The 25,222-nt window shown below is 35.2% G+C and carries 25 protein-coding genes and 2 pseudogenes; 13 read left to right on the plus strand and 14 right to left on the minus strand.

Annotated elements, in window-relative coordinates:
- Positions 1-46 precede the first annotated feature (46 nt).
- Positions 47-2,257, plus strand: a complete 2,211-nt coding sequence (locus tag OQ292_RS03570) for a glycoside hydrolase family 3 N-terminal domain-containing protein (RefSeq protein ID WP_284684675.1) — start codon at positions 47-49, stop codon at positions 2,255-2,257.
- Positions 2,258-2,342: 85 nt separating this feature from the next.
- Here OQ292_RS03570 and OQ292_RS03575 read toward each other — a convergent pair whose 3' ends face one another.
- Positions 2,343-3,056 carry an IS1595 family transposase gene (locus OQ292_RS03575; RefSeq protein ID WP_284683380.1) on the minus strand — a complete coding sequence of 238 codons (714 nt, stop codon included), beginning with the start codon at positions 3,054-3,056 and terminating at the stop codon, positions 2,343-2,345.
- Positions 3,057-3,098: 42 nt separating this feature from the next.
- Positions 3,099-3,203 (minus strand): annotated as a pseudogene (locus OQ292_RS41085) (IS1595 family transposase); the annotation flags it as partial.
- A 138-nt stretch (positions 3,204-3,341) separates the two neighbouring features.
- On the opposite strand from OQ292_RS41085, the gene OQ292_RS03580 reads away from it, so the two are divergent.
- The 3 genes and pseudogenes from OQ292_RS03580 to OQ292_RS03590 form a co-directional block, all read left to right on the plus strand.
- Entirely contained in the window at positions 3,342-3,602 is a 261-nt protein-coding gene (locus OQ292_RS03580) for a helix-turn-helix domain-containing protein (protein ID WP_284684676.1), read from the plus strand.
- Between the two features lie 65 nt (positions 3,603-3,667).
- Positions 3,668-4,090 (plus strand): winged helix-turn-helix domain-containing protein, encoded by a 423-nt coding sequence (locus tag OQ292_RS03585; RefSeq protein ID WP_284684677.1) that lies wholly within the window; start codon positions 3,668-3,670, stop codon positions 4,088-4,090.
- A gap of 12 nt (positions 4,091-4,102) precedes the next feature.
- A pseudogene (locus tag OQ292_RS03590) lies at positions 4,103-4,366 on the plus strand (transposase); the annotation flags it as partial.
- A gap of 48 nt (positions 4,367-4,414) precedes the next feature.
- On the opposite strand, the gene nspC reads toward OQ292_RS03590, so the two are convergent.
- Positions 4,415-5,560 carry a carboxynorspermidine decarboxylase gene (gene nspC, locus OQ292_RS03595; RefSeq protein ID WP_284684678.1) on the minus strand — a complete coding sequence of 382 codons (1,146 nt, stop codon included), beginning with the start codon at positions 5,558-5,560 and terminating at the stop codon, positions 4,415-4,417.
- 152 nt (positions 5,561-5,712) lie between these two features.
- Between nspC and OQ292_RS03600 the strand changes: the two genes are divergently transcribed.
- Positions 5,713-6,204: a hypothetical protein gene (locus OQ292_RS03600; protein ID WP_284684679.1), complete on the plus strand. Its 492-nt coding sequence runs from the start codon at positions 5,713-5,715 to the stop codon at positions 6,202-6,204.
- A 23-nt stretch (positions 6,205-6,227) separates the two neighbouring features.
- Here OQ292_RS03600 and folB read toward each other — a convergent pair whose 3' ends face one another.
- The 3 genes from folB to OQ292_RS03615 all read right to left on the minus strand — a co-directional run bounded on the left by folB (position 6,228) and on the right by OQ292_RS03615 (position 8,607).
- Entirely contained in the window at positions 6,228-6,599 is a 372-nt protein-coding gene (gene folB, locus OQ292_RS03605; RefSeq protein ID WP_284684680.1) for a dihydroneopterin aldolase, read from the minus strand.
- Between the two features lie 130 nt (positions 6,600-6,729).
- Positions 6,730-7,548 (minus strand): DivIVA domain-containing protein, encoded by an 819-nt coding sequence (locus tag OQ292_RS03610; protein WP_284684681.1) that lies wholly within the window; start codon positions 7,546-7,548, stop codon positions 6,730-6,732.
- A gap of 114 nt (positions 7,549-7,662) precedes the next feature.
- Positions 7,663-8,607 carry a WD40 repeat domain-containing protein gene (locus OQ292_RS03615; protein WP_284684682.1) on the minus strand — a complete coding sequence of 315 codons (945 nt, stop codon included), beginning with the start codon at positions 8,605-8,607 and terminating at the stop codon, positions 7,663-7,665.
- A 144-nt stretch (positions 8,608-8,751) separates the two neighbouring features.
- Between OQ292_RS03615 and rfaE2 the strand changes: the two genes are divergently transcribed.
- The 3 genes from rfaE2 (at position 8,752) to OQ292_RS03630 (ending at position 11,685) form a co-directional block, all read left to right on the plus strand.
- Entirely contained in the window at positions 8,752-9,234 is a 483-nt protein-coding gene (gene rfaE2 / locus OQ292_RS03620; RefSeq protein WP_284684683.1) for a D-glycero-beta-D-manno-heptose 1-phosphate adenylyltransferase, read from the plus strand.
- 334 nt (positions 9,235-9,568) lie between these two features.
- Positions 9,569-10,189, plus strand: a complete 621-nt coding sequence (locus tag OQ292_RS03625; protein ID WP_284684684.1) for a sterol desaturase family protein — start codon at positions 9,569-9,571, stop codon at positions 10,187-10,189.
- Between the two features lie 131 nt (positions 10,190-10,320).
- On the plus strand, positions 10,321-11,685 hold the full coding sequence (locus tag OQ292_RS03630; protein WP_284684685.1) for a dipeptidase: 1,365 nt from the start codon (positions 10,321-10,323) through the stop codon (positions 11,683-11,685).
- Positions 11,686-11,760: 75 nt separating this feature from the next.
- Here the strand turns inward: OQ292_RS03630 and OQ292_RS03635 are convergent, their stop codons facing one another.
- Positions 11,761-12,969 carry an NAD(P)-dependent oxidoreductase gene (locus OQ292_RS03635; RefSeq protein WP_284684686.1) on the minus strand — a complete coding sequence of 403 codons (1,209 nt, stop codon included), beginning with the start codon at positions 12,967-12,969 and terminating at the stop codon, positions 11,761-11,763.
- A 198-nt stretch (positions 12,970-13,167) separates the two neighbouring features.
- Between OQ292_RS03635 and OQ292_RS03640 the strand changes: the two genes are divergently transcribed.
- Positions 13,168-13,587 (plus strand): nucleoside-diphosphate kinase, encoded by a 420-nt coding sequence (locus OQ292_RS03640; RefSeq protein WP_284684687.1) that lies wholly within the window; start codon positions 13,168-13,170, stop codon positions 13,585-13,587.
- Between the two features lie 49 nt (positions 13,588-13,636).
- On the opposite strand, the gene OQ292_RS03645 is transcribed toward OQ292_RS03640, so the two are convergent.
- Together OQ292_RS03645 and OQ292_RS03650 are read right to left on the minus strand one after the other, a co-directional pair.
- Positions 13,637-15,301, minus strand: a complete 1,665-nt coding sequence (locus OQ292_RS03645) for a VRR-NUC domain-containing protein (RefSeq protein ID WP_284684688.1) — start codon at positions 15,299-15,301, stop codon at positions 13,637-13,639.
- 71 nt (positions 15,302-15,372) lie between these two features.
- A complete protein-coding gene (locus OQ292_RS03650; RefSeq protein ID WP_284684689.1) occupies positions 15,373-15,933 on the minus strand; it encodes a DUF4136 domain-containing protein in 561 nt (186 codons plus the stop codon).
- 495 nt (positions 15,934-16,428) lie between these two features.
- On the opposite strand from OQ292_RS03650, the gene OQ292_RS03655 reads away from it, so the two are divergent.
- From OQ292_RS03655 to OQ292_RS03665, 3 genes are read left to right on the plus strand one after another with little or no spacing between them, the layout of a single operon-like run.
- Positions 16,429-16,938: a cupin domain-containing protein gene (locus OQ292_RS03655; protein ID WP_284684690.1), complete on the plus strand. Its 510-nt coding sequence runs from the start codon at positions 16,429-16,431 to the stop codon at positions 16,936-16,938.
- A 29-nt stretch (positions 16,939-16,967) separates the two neighbouring features.
- On the plus strand, positions 16,968-17,966 hold the full coding sequence (mgrA, locus tag OQ292_RS03660; protein WP_284684691.1) for an L-glyceraldehyde 3-phosphate reductase: 999 nt from the start codon (positions 16,968-16,970) through the stop codon (positions 17,964-17,966).
- Between the two features lie 9 nt (positions 17,967-17,975).
- On the plus strand, positions 17,976-19,166 hold the full coding sequence (locus OQ292_RS03665; RefSeq protein ID WP_284684692.1) for a serine hydrolase domain-containing protein: 1,191 nt from the start codon (positions 17,976-17,978) through the stop codon (positions 19,164-19,166).
- Positions 19,167-19,237: 71 nt separating this feature from the next.
- Here the strand turns inward: OQ292_RS03665 and OQ292_RS03670 are convergent, their stop codons facing one another.
- The 3 genes from OQ292_RS03670 to OQ292_RS03680 all read right to left on the minus strand — a co-directional run bounded on the left by OQ292_RS03670 (position 19,238) and on the right by OQ292_RS03680 (position 20,576).
- Entirely contained in the window at positions 19,238-19,453 is a 216-nt protein-coding gene (locus tag OQ292_RS03670) for a DUF3820 family protein (protein WP_284684693.1), read from the minus strand.
- A gap of 25 nt (positions 19,454-19,478) precedes the next feature.
- Positions 19,479-20,087 (minus strand): tetratricopeptide repeat protein, encoded by a 609-nt coding sequence (locus OQ292_RS03675; RefSeq protein ID WP_284684694.1) that lies wholly within the window; start codon positions 20,085-20,087, stop codon positions 19,479-19,481.
- A 186-nt stretch (positions 20,088-20,273) separates the two neighbouring features.
- Positions 20,274-20,576: an FtsB family cell division protein gene (locus OQ292_RS03680; RefSeq protein ID WP_284684695.1), complete on the minus strand. Its 303-nt coding sequence runs from the start codon at positions 20,574-20,576 to the stop codon at positions 20,274-20,276.
- A 293-nt stretch (positions 20,577-20,869) separates the two neighbouring features.
- Here OQ292_RS03680 and crtD point away from each other — a divergent pair, with 293 nt between their 5' ends.
- The gene (gene crtD / locus OQ292_RS03685) at positions 20,870-22,354 is read left to right on the plus strand and encodes a 1-hydroxycarotenoid 3,4-desaturase CrtD (protein ID WP_284684696.1); all 1,485 of its coding nucleotides are present in this window, start codon (positions 20,870-20,872) and stop codon (positions 22,352-22,354) included.
- Between the two features lie 26 nt (positions 22,355-22,380).
- Here crtD and OQ292_RS03690 read toward each other — a convergent pair whose 3' ends face one another.
- Entirely contained in the window at positions 22,381-24,327 is a 1,947-nt protein-coding gene (locus tag OQ292_RS03690) for an ABC-F family ATP-binding cassette domain-containing protein (protein WP_284684697.1), read from the minus strand.
- A gap of 156 nt (positions 24,328-24,483) precedes the next feature.
- Complete coding sequence (locus OQ292_RS03695) at positions 24,484-25,110, minus strand: hypothetical protein (protein ID WP_284684698.1); 627 nt, start codon at positions 25,108-25,110, stop codon at positions 24,484-24,486.
- Positions 25,111-25,222: the final 112 nt, after the last annotated feature.

The raw sequence follows: 25,222 nt of genomic DNA on the forward strand, positions 1-25,222 counted from the left end.
CTGCTTTAAGCACTATTTATAATAAAGAAAACACTTTATAATACAAATGCCTGAAAAAGCAATCAATCATGCCATAAATGAGGATAGAGATGCTTTGGTTACAAAAGCCAGTCGCCTCATAAAAAAGATGTCTCTCGAAGAAAAAGTGGGACAAATGACCCAAATTACCATCACCTCTTTGATCGAAACTGATGATGATGGCAATATACAGAGACCATTAAAACTAAAAGACGAAGAAGCATTTTTAAATAAATATATCGGCTCAGTACTAAATGTTCCCGATAAGAATGTAAAACCCGAAGAGTGGCGAAGTTTATTGCAGCAAATACACGATGCTACATCTAAAACAAGAAATAATATTCCAGTAATATATGGAATAGACTCACTACATGGAGCAAACTTTATCTATGGAGCTACACTTTTTCCTCAACAAATAGGACTTGCAGCAACATGGAATAAGAAACTTGCAGAGAAACAAGCAAGCATTACTGCTCTTGAAACTCGTGCAGCTGGTATTCCTTGGAATTTCTCGCCTGTGTTAGATGTTGCCCGTAACCCGCTATGGCCGAGAATTTGGGAAACTTTTGGTGAAGATGTACACTTAACAACAGAGTTGGGTAAAGCCCTGATGAAAGGCTACCAAAAAGACACTTTAGCAAGTGCAGAAAGTATTGCTACTTGTCTCAAGCATTTTATTGGTTATGGAAACTCAATAAGTGGTAAAGACCGCAGCCCAGCATGGATACCAGAAAGATTCTTACGTGAATATTTCCTTCCTCCTTTTGAGTCAGCTATTAAAGCGGGAGCACCATCTATCATGATAAACTCTAGTGAAATAAATGGTATTCCAGTTCATGCTGATAAATATTTGCTTACTGATCTTTTAAGACAGGAGCTTGGTTTCAATGGTGTATTGCTTTCAGACTGGCAAGATATTACTTACCTCCACACAACTCATAGAATCACAAAAGATAATCGTGGGTCTGTAAAAGTAGCTGTTAATGCTGGAGTTGATATGTGCATGGCTCCATTTGAATATTCTTTTACAGAAGATTTAATTTCGTTGGTAGAAGATGGAGAAGTTAATGAAGAAAGAATTGATGAGGCAGTAACAAGAATCTTAGTTTTGAAATACAAATTGGGATTGTTTGACAACCCAATGCCAGAAAGTAAAGTATACGAAAGCTTTGGTTCGAAAGAAAGTGCAGACGTAGCATTAGAAACAGCTAGAGAATCAATTACCCTTCTCAATAACAAAAGAAAAACATTGCCTTTGCCTAAAGATGCAAAGATTTTAATAACAGGCCCGGCAGCTAACTCATTAAATGCACTTAACGGTGGTTGGACACACACTTGGCAAGGCAAAGATGAAAGTGTATCAACCGCTGGTAAACAGACGGTCGCAGAAGCTTTAATCGAAAAAGGATATGATGGTTGTGTGACCTTTGTAAAAGGATGTAGCTTTAAAAAAGAAGAAAGCTTTGATGAAGCTCTACAGAAAGCAGAAGAAGTAGATTACATTGTGGTGTGTGTGGGTGAAGAACCTTATGCAGAGCATTTTGGTAATATACATGATTTAAAGTTGGATAGAGCACAAAACGAATATGTGCATGCGCTCTCTAAAACAGGTAAACCTGTAATTCTGGTAGTAGTTTCTGGCAGACCACGCAGAATCCACTATTTGGTACCTCATGTTTCGGCAGTCTTAATGGCTTACCTACCCGGAGATGAAGGCGGCAAAGCCATAGCAGAAATTCTTTTTGGTGATGCAAATCCTTGTGGTAAATTGCCATTTACCTATCCTAAATATGCAAATAACTTGCTTACCTACGAGCATAAAACCAGTGACGAAGGCCACTTAGATAGTGTAGCAGAAGAGTTTCAACCTCAGTTTGAGTTTGGGCATGGGCTTAGCTATACCCGATTCGAATATTTCGATCTGTCTTTAAATGCAGAAAAGATTGCTTTAGGTGAAACTATTGAAGTTTCTGTGATGGTAACCAATGTTGGAAAAAGAACAGGAAAAGAAGTTGTTCAACTTTATGTAAGAGACGAAGTTGCCAGCATAACTCCTCCTGTAAAAAAACTGAAGGCATTTAAAAAACTTCTGCTAGAACCCGGACAAAGCTATATGGCAGTTTTCGAGTTACATACAGATGATCTGGCCTTTGTCGGAAGAGATAATAAATGGATTACCGAACCCGGAACTTTTAAAGTGATGGTAGGTGGACAAGAAGCCTCTTTCGAAGTAGAGTGAATGTGTTATAGGGAAGCAACTAGAAAATTAATAAAGTCAGTATTTTTTATTATTTTAAATGATTATCCGTATTCTTACCACAAGCTCAAGTGAGCGTACAAGCAATTAATATTCTGTCAAAAATATCATTTTCAAAGTATCTTCTATTGAGTTTGTAACAGAACTCATCTAGATAATTCTGTAGATACCCTGGCCTTGTATGCTGATATATCCCTTGTAGGACTTTCTTTGCATTCCCAATGGCTGTATGTACCCAAGGTAGTTTGATATGGGCCTGTTTTGAGGGCACTTTTTCCACATCCATCTCGAACTCTCCTGTCAGTGACTGATAGGTTGAATAGCCATCTGTAATCATCTTGGCATTCTGGGCAACATGCCGGGTAATCGTATTTCTAGCAGTTTCTACTGTAAAATCAGCGCATACAGCCATTTTGAAATACTTGCACCTTTTAGAAGGGCGGTGTTTTTTAGGCTGTAGCACCACCTCTGTCTGTGCAAAGACCATCGCCATGGTCTGCTTCTGGCTCCCCCTTCCCCGCTTTCTCTCCTCTTCCTTCTGCCCCTCGGGTACTAGTGTTTCAAAGAACCCTTCGTCTACCTCAATATTGCCTCCCAGCAAGTAGTGGTTGTCCCGTTGGCCCATCGCAGAGCGTATTTTGTGCATCATTGCCCAGATAGGTTCATAGCGCTTATGATTGAGCTGCCTCTGCACATTACAGGCAGAAGAACCTTTCTTGCTACAGCCCATCAGCCAGATAGCAACGAACCAGTAGCGAAACGGAAGTTTGGAAGCTTCCATGATGGTGCCACTGCGGAGGCCTGTCCTAAAACTGCATGACTTGCATTGGTACATCTGCTTGCTATTTAGCCAGTAATGCTCTTGGCTACCGCATTTCTTGCAACAAACACCTGCTTTATCCCTGATTTCCTTGAAACACTCACGGCATACCTGCTCATTGCGGTACGCTTACATGAATTCAATAATACTATCCATAATGACCTGTTTTTGAGCTAATTTCGAAGCGCAGACCATACCCTATTTACTTTGTGGTAGCTTTACGGATAATCATTTTATTTTATAACTATGGATAGAATAACAAAAGATACCGACATTAGAGAATACAGGAGAAAGTTAGTAGTTGGTCTATCGAAGAGAGGACTCAAACAACAAAGTATTACAGAGGTACTTGACTGTAGTCAAGGCTTAGTTAGTCAAGTTCTTTCCGCTTATGAGCAAACTGGTATTTCTGGCATCAAAAAGAAAAAATACCTAGGAGCTAGCCCAAAACTTACCATAGCTCAGCAGCAAGAACTCCAAGCTCATTTAGTCAGAGGGGGCTACTAAAGCTGGTTTTCCTAGCCAAGGCTGAACAAGAAAAAGAGTTTTTTGTCAGATAAAACAACTCTTTAATGCTGAGTATAGCCTGCAACATATTGGTACATGGTACACTATTACATCAATGGGGCTTTAGCTACTGCAAGCCTCCAAAGAAGGAACCCAGAAAAAATCCTGAACTCGTAAAAAAGTGGAAAAAAGAGAGATTGCCTAATTTGCTGAAAACAGCTAAAAAAGAAGGCAGGAAGGTCTATTATGGAGATGAAGCATCTTTTTTCGTTACACCAAAATTGCAAAAATGTTTTTTACCTCAAGCCAATCCCTTTCCCGTTGAGATATGGTCAAAATCTTTTGAGCATATCTTTGTTTGTGCAGCCATCAGTAGTGAGGGGGATTTTACTTATACAACCAGTAAACATCCTTACAAAGGGGACGATATTGTCTCATACTTAGAACAATTATTAGCAGCTGAACCAGATCCCATTACTTTAATTTGAGATCAAGCAAGTGTCCATGATTGCAAAACAGTACATCAGTTATTAGAAAAGTTACCAAAAGGAAGACTTAAATTGGTGAAACAACCTGCATATAGCCCAGAAGTAAATCCAGATGAACATGTATGGGCTTATATCAAAAATATCGATTTGAAAAATCTTGCCTTCAAATCACTGACTGATTTGAAGGACAAATTGATGGATATTTTAGAGGATTTCTCAGATAGGAAACAACTCATTAGAAATTTCTTTCTTAACCAAAATGTAGCCTTTTATTAATTTTCTTGTTGCTTCCCTATAACACATTCACTTTTTTGTTTCTTTAAATTAAGATAGCCTATTTCTATAATCTTCGTACCCGAATTTTCTCACCAACTTAAACTCTCCTTCTTCAGTCCAAATACCGATGGAAGGCAAGTTCACACCATTAAAAGTATGGTTTTTTACCATCGTATAATGAATCATATCATCAAAGATTAATTGCTGACCGATTTCCAATGGTTTTTCAAAAGCGTAGTTACCCATTACATCACCTGCTAAACAAGTTAAACCACCCATTTTGTACACATATTCCCCTTCAGAAGACTTCTCAGATCCCCAAATCTTTGGCTGGTAAGGCATCTCAATCGTATCTGGCATGTGTGCAGAAAATGAAGTGTCTAGCATAGCACTTTTCACTCCTTGGTTTTCTACAATATCAACTACAGTAGATAATAAATAGCCAGTTTCCCAACCTACAGCACTACCCGGTTCCAAAATAATTTCCAGATCGTAGTTTTCTTTCAGATTTGTAATGAGCGTAATTAGCAAGTCTAGGTCGTAGCCTTTTCTGGTAATGGCATGCCCACCACCCATATTTAACCACTTTGCTTGGTGTAGTAAGTGTCCAAATTTTTCTTCTACGGCTTCTAATGTTTTTTCTAAAGACTCTGCACTACTTTCACAAAGTGTATGGAAATGCAAGCCATCTATTCCTTCTGGTAACTCATCGCCAAACTTGTCGGCAGTTAAACCTAACCTTGACCCAGGAATACAAGGGTTATACAAATCGGTAGTTACTTCTGAATATTCTGGGTTAATTCTGAGCGCACAAGAAATCTTACGATCAGCTTTTGCAACAACAGACTTATATTTCTCCCACTGATTCATAGAGTTAAAAGTAATATGCCCGCAATAGCTCATTAGCTCTTCAAACTCATGCTCCAAATAAACTGGACTATAAGCATGAACCTCTTTGCCAAATTCTTCATAACCCAATCTGGCTTCGTGCAACGAGCTGGCAGTAGTTCCTGGTAAATATTTACTCACCAAAGGGAAAGTACTAAACATGGCAAAACCTTTAAGTGCACAAATAATTTTCGCACCAGAAGCTTTCTGCACCATATCCATTGTTTTTAGGTTATCATGCAATCTCTTCTCTTCTAGGACATAACACGGACTCGGTATTTTTGAAAAATCTATTTCTGAGGTCATTTTATTTTAAATTGTTGAGTTGGTTTAAACAATGCAAAAATAAACAGCTGTAACTTTTTTCAAGCACCTGATTATATTTTTAAAAATTCCTTCGATAAAGAAACTTTTAATATCCTACAAACTTAATTATGAATAAATTGAAAACCTTTATCATGTCGCTATTACTACTTCCTGCATGTACTTTCATTAATAAGAATGAGAGCCAAATTGATGTAATAATAAACAGATACAGATATTTAAATAGCTTTGAAAGTGATACAAATACATATAAAATCAGATATCACAATAGTATTGAATCCCATTTTTTTGGTTCCAATGAACTTGATGGTGAAGAGTACTTTACTGATTTTTTTATTGAGATGGATACAACAGATAAATCTCAAATAATAATAAATGGATTTGAAGCTTATTACGATTCTTATAAAAAATATTTAATCAACAACAAACCTGCTTTTGTTAGCCGATATAACTACAATTTAGAAAATCCTGTAGACAACATTGGTCTATTTTTCTTCTACAAAAACAGACTAATTTATTATAATGGCGGACCTATTAAATGCACTTACCACTATCAAGATTTTGATTATAATGTGCCCGACTTGGTAAAAAGCGATACTTCAGATTTTATCAGGTTTTATAAGTAAACATGATTGTAAAAAACAAAATTTCACTTCTCAATCTCATCTTTCTTTTTAAGCATTTCTACTGTTGCACTTCTGCAAATACCTCCAATGGGTGGGTCAAACTTTTTTATACTAATATGTACATCTTCAATATTGTTAAAAGCAAGAAGAATGTTGTTGCAAATCTTGTCTGCCAGAAACTCAAGTAATTTTACTGGAGTTGCCATCTCTTCTTTTACAATATTATAAACATGTTCGTAATTGATGGTATCGTTGAGGGTATCGTCTATAGCGGCTTTAGAAAAATCAACCGTAACTTCTATATCCACACCAAATTTGCGGCCTACTTCCCTTTCGGTTTTGTAAAATCCATGATAGGCAAAAAACTCCAGACCTTCCAGTTTAATTTTTCCCATGCTACTTTAGTTTAATATTAACACCTTCTTTACCGGCGAAAATAGATAAAAAGGTAAGCAAAAAAAATTAATCTTTTATTAGTGGCTAAGCTTAAAATAGAAGGTCTGTTTTATTTATAAAGTATAAGTTCTAATCTTCATCCTCGTCGCTTGCTTTTCCTTTAAAGCGCTCATGAATACTCGGTATTTTTTTATTAAAACCCTCGTTTATCGATCTTTTAGCCTTTTCTGTTGCATACCTGTCTGCAATTGACCTTGGCTTCTCGTCTTTTTCGGTATTACCAGAGTTAGATGGCTTTGTTTGCTGAGATGTAACTGTGGGAGCAGGCTTTTTGGTGGTCTGCGATTTTAGCATTTCATCAAAATGCTGGTTATAATCCCAATCTATCTTAGACGGTATATTGTCTGGTTGCTGGCTAGTTTTATAAGATGTTTTTTCTGCTAAAACTTTAATCTTATCCATCGTTTTAGCCATAAAATGATTTAGCTCGGCAATAATTCTTTTTCTGCCGTTCTCCATCAATTCAATTTCATCTTTCTTAACACGCACCTTTTCATCTGTAGCTTTGAGGCGCTCACGGCAGTAGTTTTCAGTTTTTTCCAGAATTTTTTGAGCCCTATTTCTGGCTTCTTTCATAATCTGGTTTGCCTGAAATTTACTCTTATTAATAATTAATCGACCTTCTTCCTCTGCATTTTGCTTTGTTTTTACATTGATCGATTTAGCATCTTCTAATGCCTGAAATAGCTTGTTTTCAATATCTCGGTAACGATTTAACTCATTATTACTTTGAATTAGCTGGTTAGAAAGTGAACGGTTTTGCTGTTTAAGGTTTTCAAATTCAACAGATAGTTCATATAGAAAATGAGAAACCTCTTCATTTGAAACACCTCCTATGGTCTTTTTGCTAAATACCTTCTGCCTAATATCCTGAGGAAGAATATCCATAAAAAAATGATTATTTGGTCTAATTTGATCTCCTTTTAAGATTTAAACTGAAATCTAAAATTAATTCTTGAAAAAATACAGTATTTTCCTAAGAAAATTCTGCTGTTAATTATATTACTTACTAATAAGCCGATTTATCCTATCGATATTCATAGATAGGCTCCAAACTGAGATTGTATTATCGTCGCTGCCAGAAATGAGCGTATTTTCATTTTCTGGCCATAGTAATTTATTAACTGATGTTCCATGACCAGCGTGTCTTGCTTTATCGATTACTTTTAATAATCTAAAAGCCTTGCCATGCCATACCTTAAGTGACTTGTCTTTACTACAAGTTGCAAAATAAGAACCATCTTCTTTAAATACAATATCGTTAATGGTGTACATGTGCCCAACTATATCTTCGTACAACTCATAAGCTTGCGGTACATCCCAGATTTTTATATGCGCATCGCGCCCACCGCTAATTAAAAACTTTCCATCTGGTGAGTAAGACAAGCAAAACACCGAATTATCATGAGCTAATTTTTTCTCATGTACAAGTTTATATGAAGCAGTAGAAAAAATTCTGATGCTGTTATCGCTATAACCCGCAGCTATTTCTCTTCCCAACGGATGAACAGCTATTTTTCTAAGTGATTGATCAGAGAGCTTTAACCGGTTTTCTATGGTTAAACTTGTTAGGTTAATTACAATTAATTCACCATCGCCAGTGGCTACCAGCACCTTGCCATTTATGTATTTAATATCAAATATGGCAGAGTTAGTAAGCTTTAAAGAAGCCTCTTCTTTTCTGGTATACAAGTCAATGATGTTGATGCCGTCTAGGTTTTGCCCCACTACAAGTTTGTGAATATCTGCAAGATAACAGAGTGCATAAACTGTGCTTTGTACTCTGGCTATTAATGTGCCTTTATCAGGCACATTTAAATCCCATTGTACAACCATTCCATCAGAACCTGCTGAATAGAACTCAGAACCCTGCCCTTCTGCCATTGCAAACACACTATTCTTGTGTCCGGTAAACATTCCAGCCTTATTTACATCAATTGCACTCATCACTAAACTTAATAGAAATACTTAATGTTTTACTTTATTGAATTTTTACTAGCACCTTCTGTACTTTGCTAAATTGCACAGAAACTTTCAGAATTACTTAAGCTTTACATTTATATTCGCTACATAAAAAAACATTTTAATTTCATGCCTACAGAAAATAAAATCAAAACACTTGAGGAGTTAAAAAGCCTACGTAATACTTGGGCTAATAATAACAATAAAGTTGTATTTACCAACGGCTGTTTCGATATATTGCACTTAGGCCACATAGACTATTTAGAGAAATCTGCTGCATTAGGTAATAAGCTTATTATAGGTTTAAATACTGATGCTTCGGTATCAAAACTAAAAGGTCCTAGCCGACCTGTAAATAATGAATATGCCCGCGCCAGATTACTGGCAGCACTTGCTTTTGTAGATGCAGTGGTGTTATTTGGCGAGCCAACTCCATTAAATCTTATTGAAACTATTAGCCCAGATATATTGGTTAAAGGAGATGATTATGCCATAGAAGATATTGTTGGAGGAAGACATGTACTGGAAAATGGTGGAGAAGTAAAAACTGTGTCTTTGGTACAAGGTTTCTCAACTACAGATATTATTAAAAAAATAAAGCATGAAGATTAATTTTTATGCACTTTTTTAAGAAATTCAATCATTTTACCAATATCATTTTTATATTTGTTCGTACACTTAAAGGTGTATAGAAGTTACTAACTCACAAAGCCAAGACTACCTGCTATAAATAATTAGAGATTTTTTTGATAGAAAAAACTCATATTTTATGTATCACACAAGCTGTTAAAGCAAGGTATGTATCATTTAATCACAATTTTATTTTTAGAATCAGTATGCTATAATATTAAAGCATATTGCCTTATTAATGATTAGCTATTATTTTTGATCCCATTAACATTAATTTTTATTAACGTTCAGATTTAAGTTCTGAAAATTTTAATTCATGGAAGCATCAAATTTTCAACCAAAGAATACTGGCAAAAAACAGTTGTTTGACAACCCAGTTCTAGAAAAGCTTACTCGTACTCATATTTCTGTTCCGCTTTTTGTTTTTTATGGAATATCGGCCTTTTTATTATTTAGAGGCTTTGTTTATACAGAATTATCTCCATTTACTATTATAGGTGTATTTATATCAGCTATATTATTTTTTACACTTGTAGAGTATATTATGCACAGACATGTGTTCCACATGTTGCCTACTAATAAATTGAAGAAGGATATTGCATATAACTTTCATGGTGTACACCACGAATACCCAAAAGATAAATCTAGGCTAGTTATGCCTCCAGTAGTAAGTATAACTCTTGCAGCCATCTTATTTTTCGGAATTAGGTTTGTAATTGGAGATTATGTTTATGCATTTCTACCAGGTTTCCTTACAGGATATGCAAGCTATTTAGCAGTTCACTATATCGTACACGCATACAGACCTCCAAAAAATATATTTAAAGTACTTTGGGTTCACCATGGTATTCACCACTATAAAGAAAACGATAGAGCTTTTGGTGTTTCTTCTCCTTTGTGGGATTACATTTTTAGAACAATGCCAAGAACTCAATAAAAGAAATTTCCATCTTTTATATATAAAGCCACTTTTTTAAGTGGCTTTTCTTTTTTTAAATAATTTGAAGGATGGTATATTCACCCTACAATTAATTAACAGTCTGTTTATCAGGCACAAAACAATTTACCATGTTACAATATATAGAATCAAATAAAGAAAGGTTTCTAAGCGAACTGTTTGACTTACTAAGAATCCCTTCTATTAGCACCGACAAAAAATACAAGGATGATGTAATTAAGGCTGCGGAGTTCTTAAAAAATAAACTTAGCGAAGCAGGAGCCGACAATGCAGAACTTTGTGCCACTCCGGGCTATCCGATAGTATTTGCAGAAAAAATAATAGACGAAAAACTTCCTACCGTATTGGTTTACGGCCACTACGATGTTCAACCTGCCGATCCTTTAAGTTTATGGACAACCCCTCCTTTTGAGCCAGAAATAAGAGAGGGTAAAATATACGCCAGAGGTGCTTGCGACGATAAAGGACAAACCTATATGCATGTAAAAGCATTCGAAACCATGATGAAAAATGGCACGCTACCATGTAATATAAAATTTATGTTGGAAGGTGAAGAAGAAAGCGGCTCAGAGCACTTAGAAGGTTTCGTTACTGAAAATAAAGATAAAATTGCAGCAGATGTAATTCTGATTTCTGATACAGGAATAATCGCTAACGATGTACCTGCCATTACTGTTGGCTTAAGAGGTATGAGCTATATGGAAGTTGAGGTTACAGGCCCTAATCGCGATTTACACTCAGGCTTATATGGTGGTGGAGTTCCAAACCCGATTAATGTACTTACCAAGATGATCGCCTCACTTACAGACGATGAAGGCAAAATTACTATACCAGGATTTTACGAAAAAGTTGAAGTACTAAGTGATGCGCAAAGAGCAGAATTAGCAAAAGCTCCATTCGATCAGGCATTCTTCAAAAGTGAGATTGGATTAAAAGATGTCCAAGGAGAGAAAGGATATTCTACACCAGAAAGAGTTTCTATAAGACCAACTTTAGATGTAAATGGTATTTGGGGTGGCTATATGGAAGAAGGTGCTAAAACAGTAATTCCTTCTAAAGCGCATGCAAAAATATCTATGCGTTTGGTGCCATTTCAAGAGCCGGAAGAGATAACAGAAATATTTACCAAGCATTTTGAGTCTATCGCTCCAGAAAGTGTAAGTGTTAAAGTGATTCCTCACCATGGTGGAGATCCGGCTGTAATTCCAACAGATTCGGTAGCTTATAAAGCAGCAAGCAAAGCCATGGAAACAACTTTTGGCAAAACTCCTGTTCCTGTAAGAAGTGGAGGAAGTATTCCAATTGTTGCCATGTTTAAAGAACAATTAGGTTTAGATTCTATCTTAATGGGATTCGGGCTTGACTCCGATGCTATTCACTCACCTAACGAACACTACGGAGTATTTAACTTTATGAAAGGGATTGAAACGATTCCGTACTTCTATCAGTACTATGCTGAAATGATGAAAAGTTAATATCTTGCTTTATTAGTGAAACATCGCCAAAGCCAATTAAAGCTTTGGCGATAAATATTAGTTAGTTAACATGATTTAGTCTTTTCCACTTACATAATCAGATAAATACTGATAATACTGTGTAAGCTTCCCTTCGGATGTAATGTTCGCTCTTTCAATCATACCCGTGTTTACCTCCTCAAACAACTCTGGAAGCACATGCTCTATAAGCATATTTCCAAAAGCATTAGAAGCATCACGTGGTAATTCATTTGGCAAGTTATCTACTGCCATTACCGAAATATTTTTTTCAGAAGTAAAAGGAGGTACCACCTGTTCGGTTTCTACATTATAATCGTAAAATGGATTATCTATAGAAGAAGGCTTACGAGTCGAAGGTATTGAACCATCTATATCGCAAGTGATATCTGCAATTACCTTAATTTTAAAATCATCTTTTTTGGCATCTTCTCTTTTAAAGAGCACAGGTGCTTTCGGATCCCAATAAGCACCAGCAATTAAAACATCGGCGGTTTTTGTGTATCTCTCAAAAGTAGACTCATACTCGTTTGGATTCTCAAAGAAGTCTTGTATTTTAAACCTCTTACCGTCTTTTCGCTTATTATAATCAGCCATATCTAACTGAGCATAAACCGGATAGTCGAAATCTTTTGTTGCTAAATCATTTGGGCTCACTTTTTTAATGCCCATGCCTTCTAGTACTTCCATACCTCCGTTTGCTACTCTTCCACTACCAGTAAGCACTATTTTAATGTTTGCCAGCTTTACATTGGCAAACTCCTTTTTCATTTCTTCTAAATCAAAACACTTGTGAGCTGGTTTTAAATCGAAAGCATTGTATCTAAGCCCCCAAACTCTTATACCATTATATGCACCAACAAGTCCAGCATATCTGCCAAAAGCAATAACTCTTTCTTTTTTACTATTAGTAAGCGTTTCGTAATCGATAAGCTTAATTTTATTATTAAGAATAGAGATAAGTAAGTCTCTGTTATAAGCTTGCTTTTTAATTGTATGAGAAAAGAACAGATATGTTTTTTTGGCTAACAAATCTGAAATAGGCACTTCTTTAATACCCATTAAAATATCACAATCCGATACTTCTTCTACTACATCAAAACCCAATGCAGCATACTCAGAATCTTTGTAACATCTAAGCGGACTTTTTTGAATGAAAATCTCTACAGAAGGGAATTTCTCACTTACCATAACACATTGCTCCGGCGTAAGCGCTACTCTCTTATCCACCGGAATTTTTCCTTCACGTATAATTCCTAATTTCATGGGTTGTTATAAAAAAATTTAAATAAGCTCTAAAGCTGTTTGAAAAACTAATAATCATTACGAGATTTTAGTCTGATAGTAAATTTTGCTGCTAAGTTGATGAAAATAACCAATTTTTAAAACCCAAACATCAAGAATTATTGAATATTTATCCTAGTTTTGCTGCCTAACTGGTATACAATAAAATCAAAAAAAGATATGGCAAGTAACAGAACATTTACAATGGTTAAGCCTGATGCATTTGGTGAAGGCAATTGTGGCGCAATTACTAAAATGATTGAAGAAGCAGGATTTAGAATCGTAGCTGCTAAAGTTACTAAATTAAGTGCCGAAAGAGCTGGTCAATTTTACGAAGTACACAAAGAGCGTCCTTTCTACAACGACCTTTGTAACTATATGAGCTCAGGTGCTATTATGGCAATGATCTTAGAAAAAGACAATGCTGTAGCTGATTTCCGTAAACTAATCGGTGCTACAAATCCAGCAGATGCAGAAGAAGGAACAATTAGAAAATTATATGCTAAATCTATTGAAGCTAATGCAATTCACGGATCTGACTCTGATGAAAATGCTGCAATAGAAGGTTCATTCTTCTTCTCTAAAACTGAAGAATTTTAATTTCTATTTAATTATATAAAAAAAGGCTTTTCTGCAGAAAAGCCTTTTTTTATTTCCATTGCACATTCATAAGTTGTGCATTAATACCAACCTCGTTAAACAACTCCAACCAATGTAATTGTTGAGCAGAAAGTGTATCGTTTGGAGACTTTACTTCCACAAACAAATAAGTGTTTGCATCCCAAATAAATAAATCTGGAAAACCTCGCGAATTATCCCTCAAGTTTTCGCACATACTTATCAATACTTCTCTCAAAGCCATTGTATCTACCTTACTAATAAATATCTGCAACATGGGTAGCAAATCTTCGAACCAGCTAATTACCGGGCTTGCCATGCCGTACTTTTCATTATAGGTATTGGTAAGCTGTTCAAAAAGCTGCTTTTTATTTTTTAACAAACTCAGTTTTTCTTCAATAGCTTCTTTTCTTCCTATTAAAAAATCTGAGGTAAATAAATCGTCTGGGCTACGTTGAAATGGATTGTGAAAACCCGTGGCTGCTTCATCAAAAATAATATCCCAGAAAAAAAGCCCGAATAAAGCTCGCCAAAGAAAATTCTCAGAGAAGAAACCTTGCATTTTCTTTTCGGTCATATAATAATCGAGCACACCCATTTCTACCTGATACTGCCAACTACTACTAATCGTAATGGTATCTGACTGCTTTTGAAACCGCCGAGTACTTTTAATAAACTTCTTGCCTTCTAGCTTTGTCAAAAAGTCTTTAGCAAAGTATTTCTCATCTGCATTTTCGGGGCAATCCATTATAACATTACATAGATTTAATGCTGCCTCTACCTCTCCTCTTTTATGCAAAATTCTAATTCTTCTTTCTCTCGAAGGTGCCTTGTTTGTATACTCATAAATTTGAAGGGCTTCGTCAAAAAGACGTTGTTGTTCTAAGAATCGGGCACTTCTTAAAACCAGTCTATCATACAAAGGTTGGGCAGCCAAACTTATCTCAGGTGTATTTTCGAGCCAGCAACTAATTAAGTTATAAAAATCTTCTCCATCGCCTTCTTGCCTAACTTCTCTCAAAAATTTATACGCTAAAGAAAGCATCAGTTTGTCTTCTGCTTCTTTTCTGGTTTCGAAACCTGCACTTAACAATTCCTCATTAATTGCCTCAAAACGCATATTACCCAAGTCTCTAATTACAAATTGAGACATATCCAGATTAGTAGTGCCGAAATACAGAAACTGAATCATTTGGGCTTCTTCTGCATATTTCTGCACAATTACAGGATCATCTTGAAAACAAGCAATGAGCTCTTCTAGAGGAATTTGTTTTAGTAAAAAATTAACCAATTCCAGTTTCTTTAGCTTACTAAAACCAGCTTTGGGTATTTCAAAAAACTGAGCCAACTCTACTAGCTCACCCCGATTGTATAGATTGAGCACATGAGCAATCTCCTCGTAAATTTCTAAATCTACTACTGTACTAAAACCTTTCTTTATAAGTATTTGAAGGCTTTTTCTAATATCCGAAATTTCTGGATAGCTAAATTTGCTAAACCGAAAAAACTTGCCCTTTCGGTTTTGAAGCCTTAAATAAAGACATTGGCTATCTGTATCGAGTTTCTTAAACTCAACAATAAACTTTTTTTCGGCTGTAGATAAGAGATGCTGATACTTACTCTCAATAAAAGCTAGTAAGTCGTGATAATAGGTATGATAATATTTTTCAGGAAGTACTTTTTTATCTTCGTCCACAACAGTAAAAAATTCTACCTCTGCTAAAGTACTTAAAAAAAGAGGTAGTTGTAAAGCTACCTCATATAAAATTAGTCGACGTTTTTAACCATATATCCCTCTGCAAAAAATCTGTACTGATCGTAAATTGACCTAACTGCACGTTTTAAATAACGATCGTTATTGAATTCTTTATTTCCAAATACTCCTGAAGCATATCCCTGCCATATTACTCTTCTTTTCTTTCTGTCGTGCAACAAGATAAGCAAAGTACCTTTTCTAAGTGCATATTTTACTGGATCGTAATCTTCGTCTATGTTTTCTCTTTTCGCCCATGCTTCTATATCAGGTTGTTGATAACCCATAAAGTCAAAGTCTTCGAAGAACATTCTGTAAGAAACCAGAAGATTGGGTTTATTATCAGTATGCTTATATCCTTGTAGTTTCATCCTGTATTTAATAGCATCTTCTATTATCGGATTAAATACTTCTGGATTTTCATTCTCATCTGTTTGATCTACAAAGGTGAATGTTTTATATTTTCTAAATTTACCGTGGTAACTGTAATCAGACTCAATTAGGTAATCTTTAGAACTGCTGCAACTGGCGAAAAAACCAATCACCAAAATCAATAAAATACTGGGATTTCTCATGGTAGTTGTGTCAATTTAATCTGAACGTATAGATTTATAAATTAAAAAAAAACATTGCTGATTCAGTTAGTGGATCCTAAGAATGATTGACGAATTTTGAAAAAATTACAATCGGATAGTCATTGAATATAATAAATTATATATCAATTTTTAAATCTCTTGTAAAAAGATATTGTTAGCCGTGATGTTTGATTTCTTAAGTTGTTACATGAAAAATAATACAAGACAGCTAATTTTCAAAGAAATTGCAGATGCTAATTTTATCACATTTTTGTGATTAATGCTTTTGTACACTCCTATTTAATACATATTTACAGTGTGTACTTCGAGTATGAATTATCTTCTTTTAGCCAATATTATTTTAAGAATATTAATAATTGCACTAATTTTTTTTAATATTTCAAATTGATAGATAATTTATCTCCAAAATATAGAGACTTGTTAAACTATCTCTCAAATTCAATTTATAGCACATTGTTATTAGATGTATTAATTATGCCGAAAAAAAAAACTGCGACTTACTGGATTGATCAATTAAACATGGAAAGACATCCGGAAGGAGGTTATTATAAAGAGACATATCGATGTAATGAATTGTACAAAGAAGCACATTTACCGCTAAAATATAAAAGCGATCGTGTATTCTCAACTGGCATTTATTTCTTACTCGAAAGCAACGATTTTTCTTCTTTGCACAGAATTACTTCTGACGAAATGTGGCATTTTTATGCGGGCAGTTCATTAACAGTTTATGCATTCAACCAACACGATTACTTTGAAATTAAACTTGGTAGTGACTTCGAAAAAGGGCAAGTTTTTCAAGCAGTAGTTCCGGGTGGATATTGGTTTGGAGCCAAAGTAAATGAAGCAAATAGTTATGCATTAGTTGGTTGCACAGTAGCTCCCGGTTTCGATTTCGAAGATTTCGAATTAGCCAAACAGGCCGATTTATTACAAGAATACCCTCAATACAAAAAGGTTATTACCAAATTAACAAGAACTTAAATTAGCAACATCAAAACAAATACCTAAATATGAATCAATACAAACCATCAGAATCTAGATACGAAGAAATTCCATACAACCGATGTGGAACTAGCGGCTTGTTATTGCCAGCCGTTTCATTAGGCTTATGGCATAACTTCGGGGGTGTAGATAGTTATGAAAATGGAAGAGCTATGGCTCTTAGAGCTTTTGACTTAGGAGTTACACACTTTGACCTAGCTAACAATTACGGGCCTCCTCCCGGCTCTGCCGAAGAGAACTTTGGTAAAATACTTAAGCAAGATTTAGGCGCTTACAGAGATGAGTTAATCATTTCTAGTAAAGCTGGATATAGAATGTGGCCAGGGCCATATGGCGAATGGGGATCAAGAAAATACTTAATTAGCAGTCTCGATCAAAGCTTAAAAAGAATGGGGCTAGACTATGTTGATATTTTCTATTCGCACAGACCAGACCCTAATACTCCTTTAGAAGAAACAATGGGTGCTTTAACCAGCATTGTAAAACAAGGGAAAGCATTGTATGTAGGTCTATCTAATTATAGAGCCGACCAAACTGCAAAGGCAATTGAAATCTTAAATGATTTGGGAACTCCATGCCTTATTCACCAACCGAGATACTCTATGTTTGATCGCTGGGTAGAAGAAGATGGCTTGTTGGATGTACTTGAAAAGAATGGTGTAGGTTGTATTCCATTTTCGCCACTTGAGCAAGGCTTGCTAACCAACAAGTATCTTAAAGGTATTCCTAAAGATTCTAGAGCAGCCAAGTCTTGGGGATTCTTGCAAGAAGATTCTATTACGCTAGAAAAAATAGAAAAGGTTAAAAAGTTAAACGAAATCGCTGAATCGAGAGACCAAACAATGGCTCAAATGGCACTTGCATGGATTCTTAAAGACAAAAGAATTACTACGGTATTAATCGGAACCAGTTCGGTAAATCAATTGGAAAACAGTTTACATTGTCTTAAAAATCAAGATTTTTCTAAAGAGGAACTGAGTAATATTGAAAACATACTCAATTCATAATTAATATTTATGCATACTACAACAATTACTAAATCTAACAAATTAACTAGGCTTGTATTTATCTTATGCAGTCTGGCAACCTGTTTCACTACATCACAAGTTTATTCACAAAAAGCCTACTTTCCTGCAGCTACTGGTGAATGGGAATCCATTACGGTTAAAGATGCAGGGGCAAATCAAAAACTGCTCGACGAAGCCATCAACTTTGCCAATGAGAATGAGTACTCAGAATCGAAAGATTTAAAACAGGCAATTTTAAAAGGCTTCGAAAGAGAACCATTCCATTATTTGGCAGGGCCAGTAAGAGAAAGAGGTGGGCCAGCAGGACTTATTTTAAAGGGTGGTAAAATCGTAGCTTCTTGGGGAGATGTAAATCGAGTAGATATGACTTTTAGTGTCACCAAAAGTTATCTCTCAACAGTAGCAGGTTTGGCATTTGATGCAGGTCTAATCACTTCTCCTGAAGCAAAAGTTGCCGACTACGTTTGGGATGGTACTTTTCAAGGTAGACATAACAGTAAAATTAATTGGCACCATCTACTCACGCAATCTTCTGATTGGAGTGGTGAACTGTTTGGTATGAAAGACTGGGCAGACAGACCCCCAAGAGAAGGTGACATAGACGACTGGAAAAACCGCCAGCTCAATGAGCCAGGAACTGTTTTCGAATACAATGATGTGAGAGTTAACTTACTAGCTTATTCGTTATTGAATGTTTGGCGCAAACCTTTACCAATGGTTTTAAAAGAAAAAATTATGGACCCAATTGGCGCTTCAACAACTTGGCGCTGGTATGGCTATGAGCATTCTTTTGTAACTATTGATGGGCTCAAAATGCAGTCTGTTAGTGGTGGTGGGCATTCTGGTGGTGGTGTGTTTATTAACACCTACGATCATGCAAGGTTTGGTTTACTATTCTTGAGAAATGGAAACTGGAATGGCAAACAATTAATTTCTGAAAACTGGATTTCTAAAGCAGTTACCTCCTCTGAAGCCAATGCAAGCTACGGCTATATGTGGTGGCTTAACAAAGGTGACAGAAAGTGGGAAGGAGTTAACGATGAATCTATCTTTTATGCTGCCGGTTTCGGTGGTAACTTTATTGTAGTGGATAAAAGCAATGATTTAGTAATTGTAACCAGATGGCTAGAACCTTCTAAAATAGGCGAAATGGTTGCTAAAGTAAGAGCGGCCTTTTAATCATTAAAGTCATCACAAAAAACAGCCCTTCATGATGTATCATGAAGGGCTGTTTACTTATTTCTTAAATCTTACCTTCTCAAAGGTTTCAAAAGATACTCTAAGCCATTTAGTTTTATTTCGTGCATAGTTTCTAATAAAACTCCCAGCTTACCTTTGGGAAAACCTTTGTTTGCAAACCAGTTTAAATAGTTGGCTGGTAAGTCACAAATTACTCTGCCTTCGTACTTTCCATAGGGCATTTTCATTCGTGTAAGTTGCAATAAAATTTCTCTCTGCTCTTCCATTACGCTCCAAAATCTGTTTAAACTATTACGAGCAATATTTTTTTATAGCACCAGAAGCTTTGTCTTCGCCCAATGCTTTTGCTTTCTGTAAATCTTCGCATGCTCCACCTTTTTTAGAAAGTGCTTTTAAAACACCTCTCTGAAAATATGCAGCACCATAATTTTTATCGTAACGAAGTGCATTATTGTAACTTTCCATAGCCCCTTGCACATCGCCATTTTTAATAAGGGCAACACCTTTTATATAAAATGCTTGAGCTGATTGAGGATTAATTTTCAACACCTCATTCATATCTATAATTGCCTGATTATAATTACCTAATTGGAAATTGCACATTCCAGAACCCATTCTATAAGATGGATCATAAGTATCTAATTGAGCAGCTTTTTGATAGTCTGAAAGTGCATCTTCATTTTTGCCTTGTTCTTCTAATGCACGCGCACGGTTAAAATAGCTTCTTGCATCTTTTGGATGACTATCTATATAACTAGAATAAGAAGCGATAGCTGCATCGAATTTTTTGCTCGCGTATAATTCATTCCCTTTTTCGAATTCGTCTTTAGAGCATGAACTGAATGTAAGTGCCAAAAATGATAGTGATAATACCAATAAAGAATTAAAATGTGATTTCATAAAATTAATTATATACCTAAAAATACCTATTAGCTTATTACCCCAATTGAGGAATAAGTAAACCTTTAACCTTTGTAAAATTTTTGCAAATGTAGAATTTAATCAGGTTGGGAAATGTAACAGATAAGGCAAATAAACTCCGGATAACCGATTGAAGTTGTTTTGATAGTTTGTTAGTGTTAGTTTTTATTCTTCGATAAGATAGATATCTTCTCCTTTCTTTTTAAACATATATTTTTCTCTTGCGAATTTCTCAAGTTGTTTGGCACTACTCGAAAGCTCATTCATGTTTTCTTCAATTTCTAATATCTGATTCTGGTAGTAAGCTTCTTCCAACTTTAAATCTTCAATTTTTTGATTCTTTTTATAGTTACTCATAACACTGTTGCTATCAAAAAACAGCATCCAGATAAGAAAAGTAACTCCTGTTAAGAAGTAAATATTAGTTACTATTTTCAGAATTTTTTGAAGAAAAGGCTGCTCTTGCATTGGGAATATATTTAATAAAAAGCCCCGACAAACTTAATCAGGTTTTTAAAAAGTCACATTATTTTACTAAAATACTTATTGATTAATTAATAATCAATACAAAATTAAATAAGAGATTTGCAAAAAACTCATTTTCATAAATAACTTTATCTTGTAACTCTTTGTTTGCTTAAACGGTTTCACTCTGGCTGAATTGCATCTTAAAAAATCGAAAGCCTGAACACTACCAATTATTAGTAATATAGAATTTCCATTACCAATTTCGCAATAGAAATTTGAAGCAAATAGCTTAAATGAATCAAAAAACAGGGAAAAAAGTAACTGTAATAGGAAGCGGAATAGCCGGCCTCGCCACTTCAGTTAGACTAGCAATTAAAGGATATCAGGTTTCAGTTTACGAAGCCAATAGCTATGCAGGTGGTAAACTTTCTGAGATCGTTCAAGATGGTTATCGATTCGATGCTGGCCCATCTTTGTTTACCATGCCCCATTTTGTTACAGAACTTTTTGAACTAGCAGGCAAAAACCCACAAGCATATTTCCAATACGAAAAGCTACCCATTGTTTGTAAATACTTGTATGAAGATGGCTCCTCTTTTACTTCTTATACAAATAGAAATGCCTTAATAAAGGAGTTTACAAACAAGTTTAATGAAGATGAGCAAAGTGTTGAGAAGTATCTAAAAAAAAGCAAAGAGATTTATCAGATTACAGAAGATGTATTTTTGAATAAATCTCTCCATTTGCTTTCTACCTATATTAATAAAGGCACACTTAAATCAATGATGCAGCTTTACAAAATTCAGATTTTTGAAAGCATGCATCAGGCAAATAGCAGATATTTTACAAATGAAAAAAGCATCCAGTTTTTCGATCGCTTTGCCACATACAATGGCTCAAATCCTTATAAAGCCCCTGCTACACTTAATGTAATTCCCTATCTGGAAAATGATATTGGTGCATTTTTCCCTAAAGGTGGTATGCATAGCATTACCCTAAGTATTTATAAGTTAGCAAAGTCGCTTGGTGTTGAGTTTCATTTTAATTGCCGAGTAGATGAAATACTAATGCAAGGGAATAAGGCAAATGGTATCTTGGTAGATGGAGAAAAAATCGCTGCTGATCTGGTAATAAGTAATATGGATATGGTGAATACCTACCGCAAATTACTTACTAAGCACAAAGCACCAGAAACGCTGCTAAAACAACAAAAATCTAGCTCTGCACTTATTTTTTATTGGGGTATTAAAAAGACTTTTCCAGAATTAGACTTACATAATATTTTCTTTAGTAAAAATTACAAAAAGGAATTTGAGCTGATTGAAGAAGGTAAAGAGATTTACCACGACCCAACAGTTTATGTAAACATCAGCTCTAAATACAAAGCAGACGATGCGCCTGCTAACTCAGAAAATTGGTTTACCATGATTAATGTACCCAATAACCAAGGGCAAAACTGGAATCAATTAATAGATAAGGCAAAAGCTGCTATTTTAGAAAAGATTTCCAAAACACTACAAACTGATATAGCTCAATACATAGAAACAGAAGCAATTCTAGACCCAGTGCTCATAGAAGAGAAAACATCATCAGCGCAGGGAGCTTTGTATGGAAATAGCAGCAATACCACAATGGCTGCATTTTTAAGGCATCCAAACTTTTCGAGAAGGTATAAGCATTTGTATTTCTGTGGAGGGAGTGTGCATCCTGGAGGAGGAATTCCCCTTTGTCTGCTATCGGCAAAGATTACTGCCGATGTGATAGAAAAGTTTGAGTGATGGCAAAACCATCACTCAATATAATTTTATTGATCACCAATTTCTTCTTCTAAAGTCTCAATCTTTTCTGCTAGCTCGTCCCATTCTGTATTTTTAGTTGCAAGCGAAGCTTTCTTTTTCTCATAAGCAGCATTTATCTCAGACAATTTAAATGGATCTCCATAAACTGATGGTTTCGCCATTTCATCTTCTGCCGACTTAATCTCTACCTCAAGTTTCTCAATCTCTTCTTCTGCTTTTGACAACTGTCTTTGTGTACTTTTAAGCTCTTTTTTCTTCGCATTTAGCTCTTCGTGCGGTAATATTTTAGTAGAAACCTCTTTCTTTTTAGGTTTCTCTGTATTTACTTGTTTTGGTTTTTCTGGCTGTTTTTCAAGTTGGCGTTTTTCAAACCATTTATTAAACTCATAAAAATCGCCCGGATATTCCTTTACCACCTGATCTTCTATATACCATATTTTATTAGCAGTATTAGCTATAAAGTGCCTATCGTGAGAAACTATTAAGTAAGACCCTGTATAATTCTGTAATGCTTGTATAAGAATATTTACAGAAAGAATATCTAGGTGGTTGGTAGGCTCATCGAGTAATAAGAAGTTTGCCTGAGAAATTAATGTTTTCGCCAGTGCCACACGAGACTTTTCACCACCAGAAAGTACTTTAATCTTTTTGAAAACATCATCTCCTGTAAATAAAAAGCATCCTAAAATACCTCTTAGCTCCATTTCTGTTTTCTCTGAACCTGCTTCTTTTAATTCTTGTAGAATTTCATTTTCTACATTAAGCGATTCAAGTTGGTGCTGAGCGTAAAAACTTTTAATTACATTATAACCCGGTTCACGAACTCCTTCATGATCTTCTGTTCCAGCTATTATTCGTAAAATCGTAGATTTACCCTTTCCGTTTGCACCTACAAAGCCGATTTTATCTCCCCTTTCTAAAGTAATGTGGGTATCTTTTATCACCTCTTTATCGCCATAAGATTTAGCAACATCTTTTAACGAAATAATGAATTTTCCCGGTTGCTGACTAAATGTAAATCGAATATTCATATCGACTTTCTCGTCCACAACATCACCAATCTTATCGATTTTGTCAAGCATTTTCACCTTAGACTGTACTTGCCTCGCCTTGGTAGCCTTCGATCTGAATCGCTCAATAAACCTCTCTGTCTGCTTTATTTTTTGCTGTTGATTTTTAAAAGCGTTTCGCTGAATCTCATTACGAAGCTCTTTTTCTTCCAAATAGAAAGTATAGTTGCCACTGTAAACATTCAGGTTTGCATCAGAAACTTCTACAATCATATTTACTGCTCTATCAAGAAATTCACGGTCGTGAGATACAATGATTACAGCACCTTCATAATTGAATAGATAAGACTCTAACCATTGGATAGATGGTAAATCGAGGTGGTTAGTAGGCTCATCGAGCATTAATACTGATGGCTTTTGTAAAAGTAGTTTTGCCAACATTACCCGCATTCTCCAACCTCCAGAAAATGTTCTTAGTGGTTGATTGAGCTCTTCTGTTTTAAAACCAAGACCTTCTAAAATTTCTTCTGCTTTAGAGTGGATACTGTATCCATCAAGCACAGCAAAACGCTCTTGTAAGTGAGCAAGCTTATCTACCAGTTTCTCTTCATATGCAGTTTCCATCTTATGCAACACTTTGTCTATCTGCTTTTGAATAGCCAATTGCTGCTCAAAACCTTGCAAAGCTACATTTAAGATGCTATCGTCAGACTGGTAAGAAAGCTGATCTTGATTAAGAAAGCCAATGGTGCATTCATTACTTTTTGAGATTGACCCACCATCTGGTGTTAAATCACCATTAATCAGTTTGAGCAAAGTAGTTTTACCAGTTCCGTTTAAGCCAATAAGCCCGATACGATTTTTTGGTTTGATGTGTAATGAAGCTTCATCGTACAGAGCACGACTTCCATAATGAAAAGAAAGGTTTTGTATATCAAGCATGAATTAAACGTCAGATAGTTCTACTAAAATTTGCTGCAAATTTCACAAAAAAAACAGTGAATGAAAAACGGGATGATAATACTACATTTAATTTCTGTGTGATTGAGTAAATAAATCCAATTTAAAGTAATTATGAGCTGATTATTCTGATATATATTACCTAATTACAATCCAATCTGAAAAGATCTCTAAATTATGTGGCATAGAAGGTTCTTCTAATTGCGGATAAAAGCCAACTGTCTTTTCTTCTTCTGTTTTAAAATTAAATGTCCAATTGTTCTTCTCATCCTTAAAATATTCCCAAGAGTTCATGATATCCTGATTTATAGTCATTTCTGGATAAACAGTTATTAATTCATCCACTTTTGATTTTGGACTCAGGTTATTGTATGTGTTTAACTCTCTAGCAATAGCCACAATAAAAATTACTTTTTCGGAACCTAACTCAGGTATTAATGCAAAAAGACGTTTATCGTTATGAAGAAACAGATAAGCAGGACTTCCACCACTAAAACCAAACTCATATGCACTACATTCTGCTACCTCTAATTGTTTTAACTTACTCTTAGCTTCTGTAATGCTCATTCCGATTTCAATTTCACCTATTTTTCCTTTTGAAATAATAAATTTAGAATAATCAATATCAACTACACTCTGCTGAGTATTTAGTTTACTTTCAACAATTGCTTTATCTACATATTCAAATTTCTCTTTAACCAGAAACATAATATATACTCCAAAGCTCAAACCCAATACAAGTAAAATGAATAGTACCTTTTTCAAAATTATTATAAGCGTTTATGTCCTATTATTAGCAACTCTAAAAATTTTGAAAATTGTGTATAAAAAAAGCCCGGGGCAACTTTCCACCGGGCCTTTAGTGATCTGTCAGAAT

The sequence above is a fragment of the Chondrinema litorale genome (genome assembly GCF_026250525.1).
In the GTDB taxonomy this organism is placed as follows: Bacteria; Bacteroidota; Bacteroidia; order Cytophagales; family Flammeovirgaceae; genus Chondrinema; species Chondrinema litorale.

Excerpts from the sequence above, each read along its gene's own strand:
- OQ292_RS03570 (WP_284684675.1), top strand. The coding sequence starts at position 47 with ATGCCTGAAAAAGCAATCAATCATGCCATAAATGAGGATAGAGATGCT.
- OQ292_RS03575 (WP_284683380.1), bottom strand. The coding sequence starts at position 3,056 with ATGGAAGCTTCCAAACTTCCGTTTCGCTACTGGTTCGTTGCTATCTGG.
- OQ292_RS03580 (WP_284684676.1), top strand. The coding sequence starts at position 3,342 with ATGGATAGAATAACAAAAGATACCGACATTAGAGAATACAGGAGAAAG.
- OQ292_RS03585 (WP_284684677.1), top strand. The coding sequence starts at position 3,668 with ATGCTGAGTATAGCCTGCAACATATTGGTACATGGTACACTATTACAT.
- nspC (WP_284684678.1), bottom strand. The coding sequence starts at position 5,560 with ATGACCTCAGAAATAGATTTTTCAAAAATACCGAGTCCGTGTTATGTC.
- OQ292_RS03600 (WP_284684679.1), top strand. The coding sequence starts at position 5,713 with ATGTCGCTATTACTACTTCCTGCATGTACTTTCATTAATAAGAATGAG.
- folB (WP_284684680.1), bottom strand. The coding sequence starts at position 6,599 with ATGGGAAAAATTAAACTGGAAGGTCTGGAGTTTTTTGCCTATCATGGA.
- OQ292_RS03610 (WP_284684681.1), bottom strand. The coding sequence starts at position 7,548 with ATGGATATTCTTCCTCAGGATATTAGGCAGAAGGTATTTAGCAAAAAG.
- OQ292_RS03615 (WP_284684682.1), bottom strand. The coding sequence starts at position 8,607 with ATGAGTGCAATTGATGTAAATAAGGCTGGAATGTTTACCGGACACAAG.
- rfaE2 (WP_284684683.1), top strand. The coding sequence starts at position 8,752 with ATGCCTACAGAAAATAAAATCAAAACACTTGAGGAGTTAAAAAGCCTA.
- OQ292_RS03625 (WP_284684684.1), top strand. The coding sequence starts at position 9,569 with ATGGAAGCATCAAATTTTCAACCAAAGAATACTGGCAAAAAACAGTTG.
- OQ292_RS03630 (WP_284684685.1), top strand. The coding sequence starts at position 10,321 with ATGTTACAATATATAGAATCAAATAAAGAAAGGTTTCTAAGCGAACTG.
- OQ292_RS03635 (WP_284684686.1), bottom strand. The coding sequence starts at position 12,969 with ATGAAATTAGGAATTATACGTGAAGGAAAAATTCCGGTGGATAAGAGA.
- OQ292_RS03640 (WP_284684687.1), top strand. The coding sequence starts at position 13,168 with ATGGCAAGTAACAGAACATTTACAATGGTTAAGCCTGATGCATTTGGT.
- OQ292_RS03650 (WP_284684689.1), bottom strand. The coding sequence starts at position 15,933 with ATGAGAAATCCCAGTATTTTATTGATTTTGGTGATTGGTTTTTTCGCC.
- OQ292_RS03655 (WP_284684690.1), top strand. The coding sequence starts at position 16,429 with ATGCCGAAAAAAAAAACTGCGACTTACTGGATTGATCAATTAAACATG.
- mgrA (WP_284684691.1), top strand. The coding sequence starts at position 16,968 with ATGAATCAATACAAACCATCAGAATCTAGATACGAAGAAATTCCATAC.
- OQ292_RS03665 (WP_284684692.1), top strand. The coding sequence starts at position 17,976 with ATGCATACTACAACAATTACTAAATCTAACAAATTAACTAGGCTTGTA.
- OQ292_RS03670 (WP_284684693.1), bottom strand. The coding sequence starts at position 19,453 with ATGGAAGAGCAGAGAGAAATTTTATTGCAACTTACACGAATGAAAATG.
- OQ292_RS03675 (WP_284684694.1), bottom strand. The coding sequence starts at position 20,087 with ATGAAATCACATTTTAATTCTTTATTGGTATTATCACTATCATTTTTG.
- OQ292_RS03680 (WP_284684695.1), bottom strand. The coding sequence starts at position 20,576 with ATGCAAGAGCAGCCTTTTCTTCAAAAAATTCTGAAAATAGTAACTAAT.
- crtD (WP_284684696.1), top strand. The coding sequence starts at position 20,870 with ATGAATCAAAAAACAGGGAAAAAAGTAACTGTAATAGGAAGCGGAATA.
- OQ292_RS03690 (WP_284684697.1), bottom strand. The coding sequence starts at position 24,327 with ATGCTTGATATACAAAACCTTTCTTTTCATTATGGAAGTCGTGCTCTG.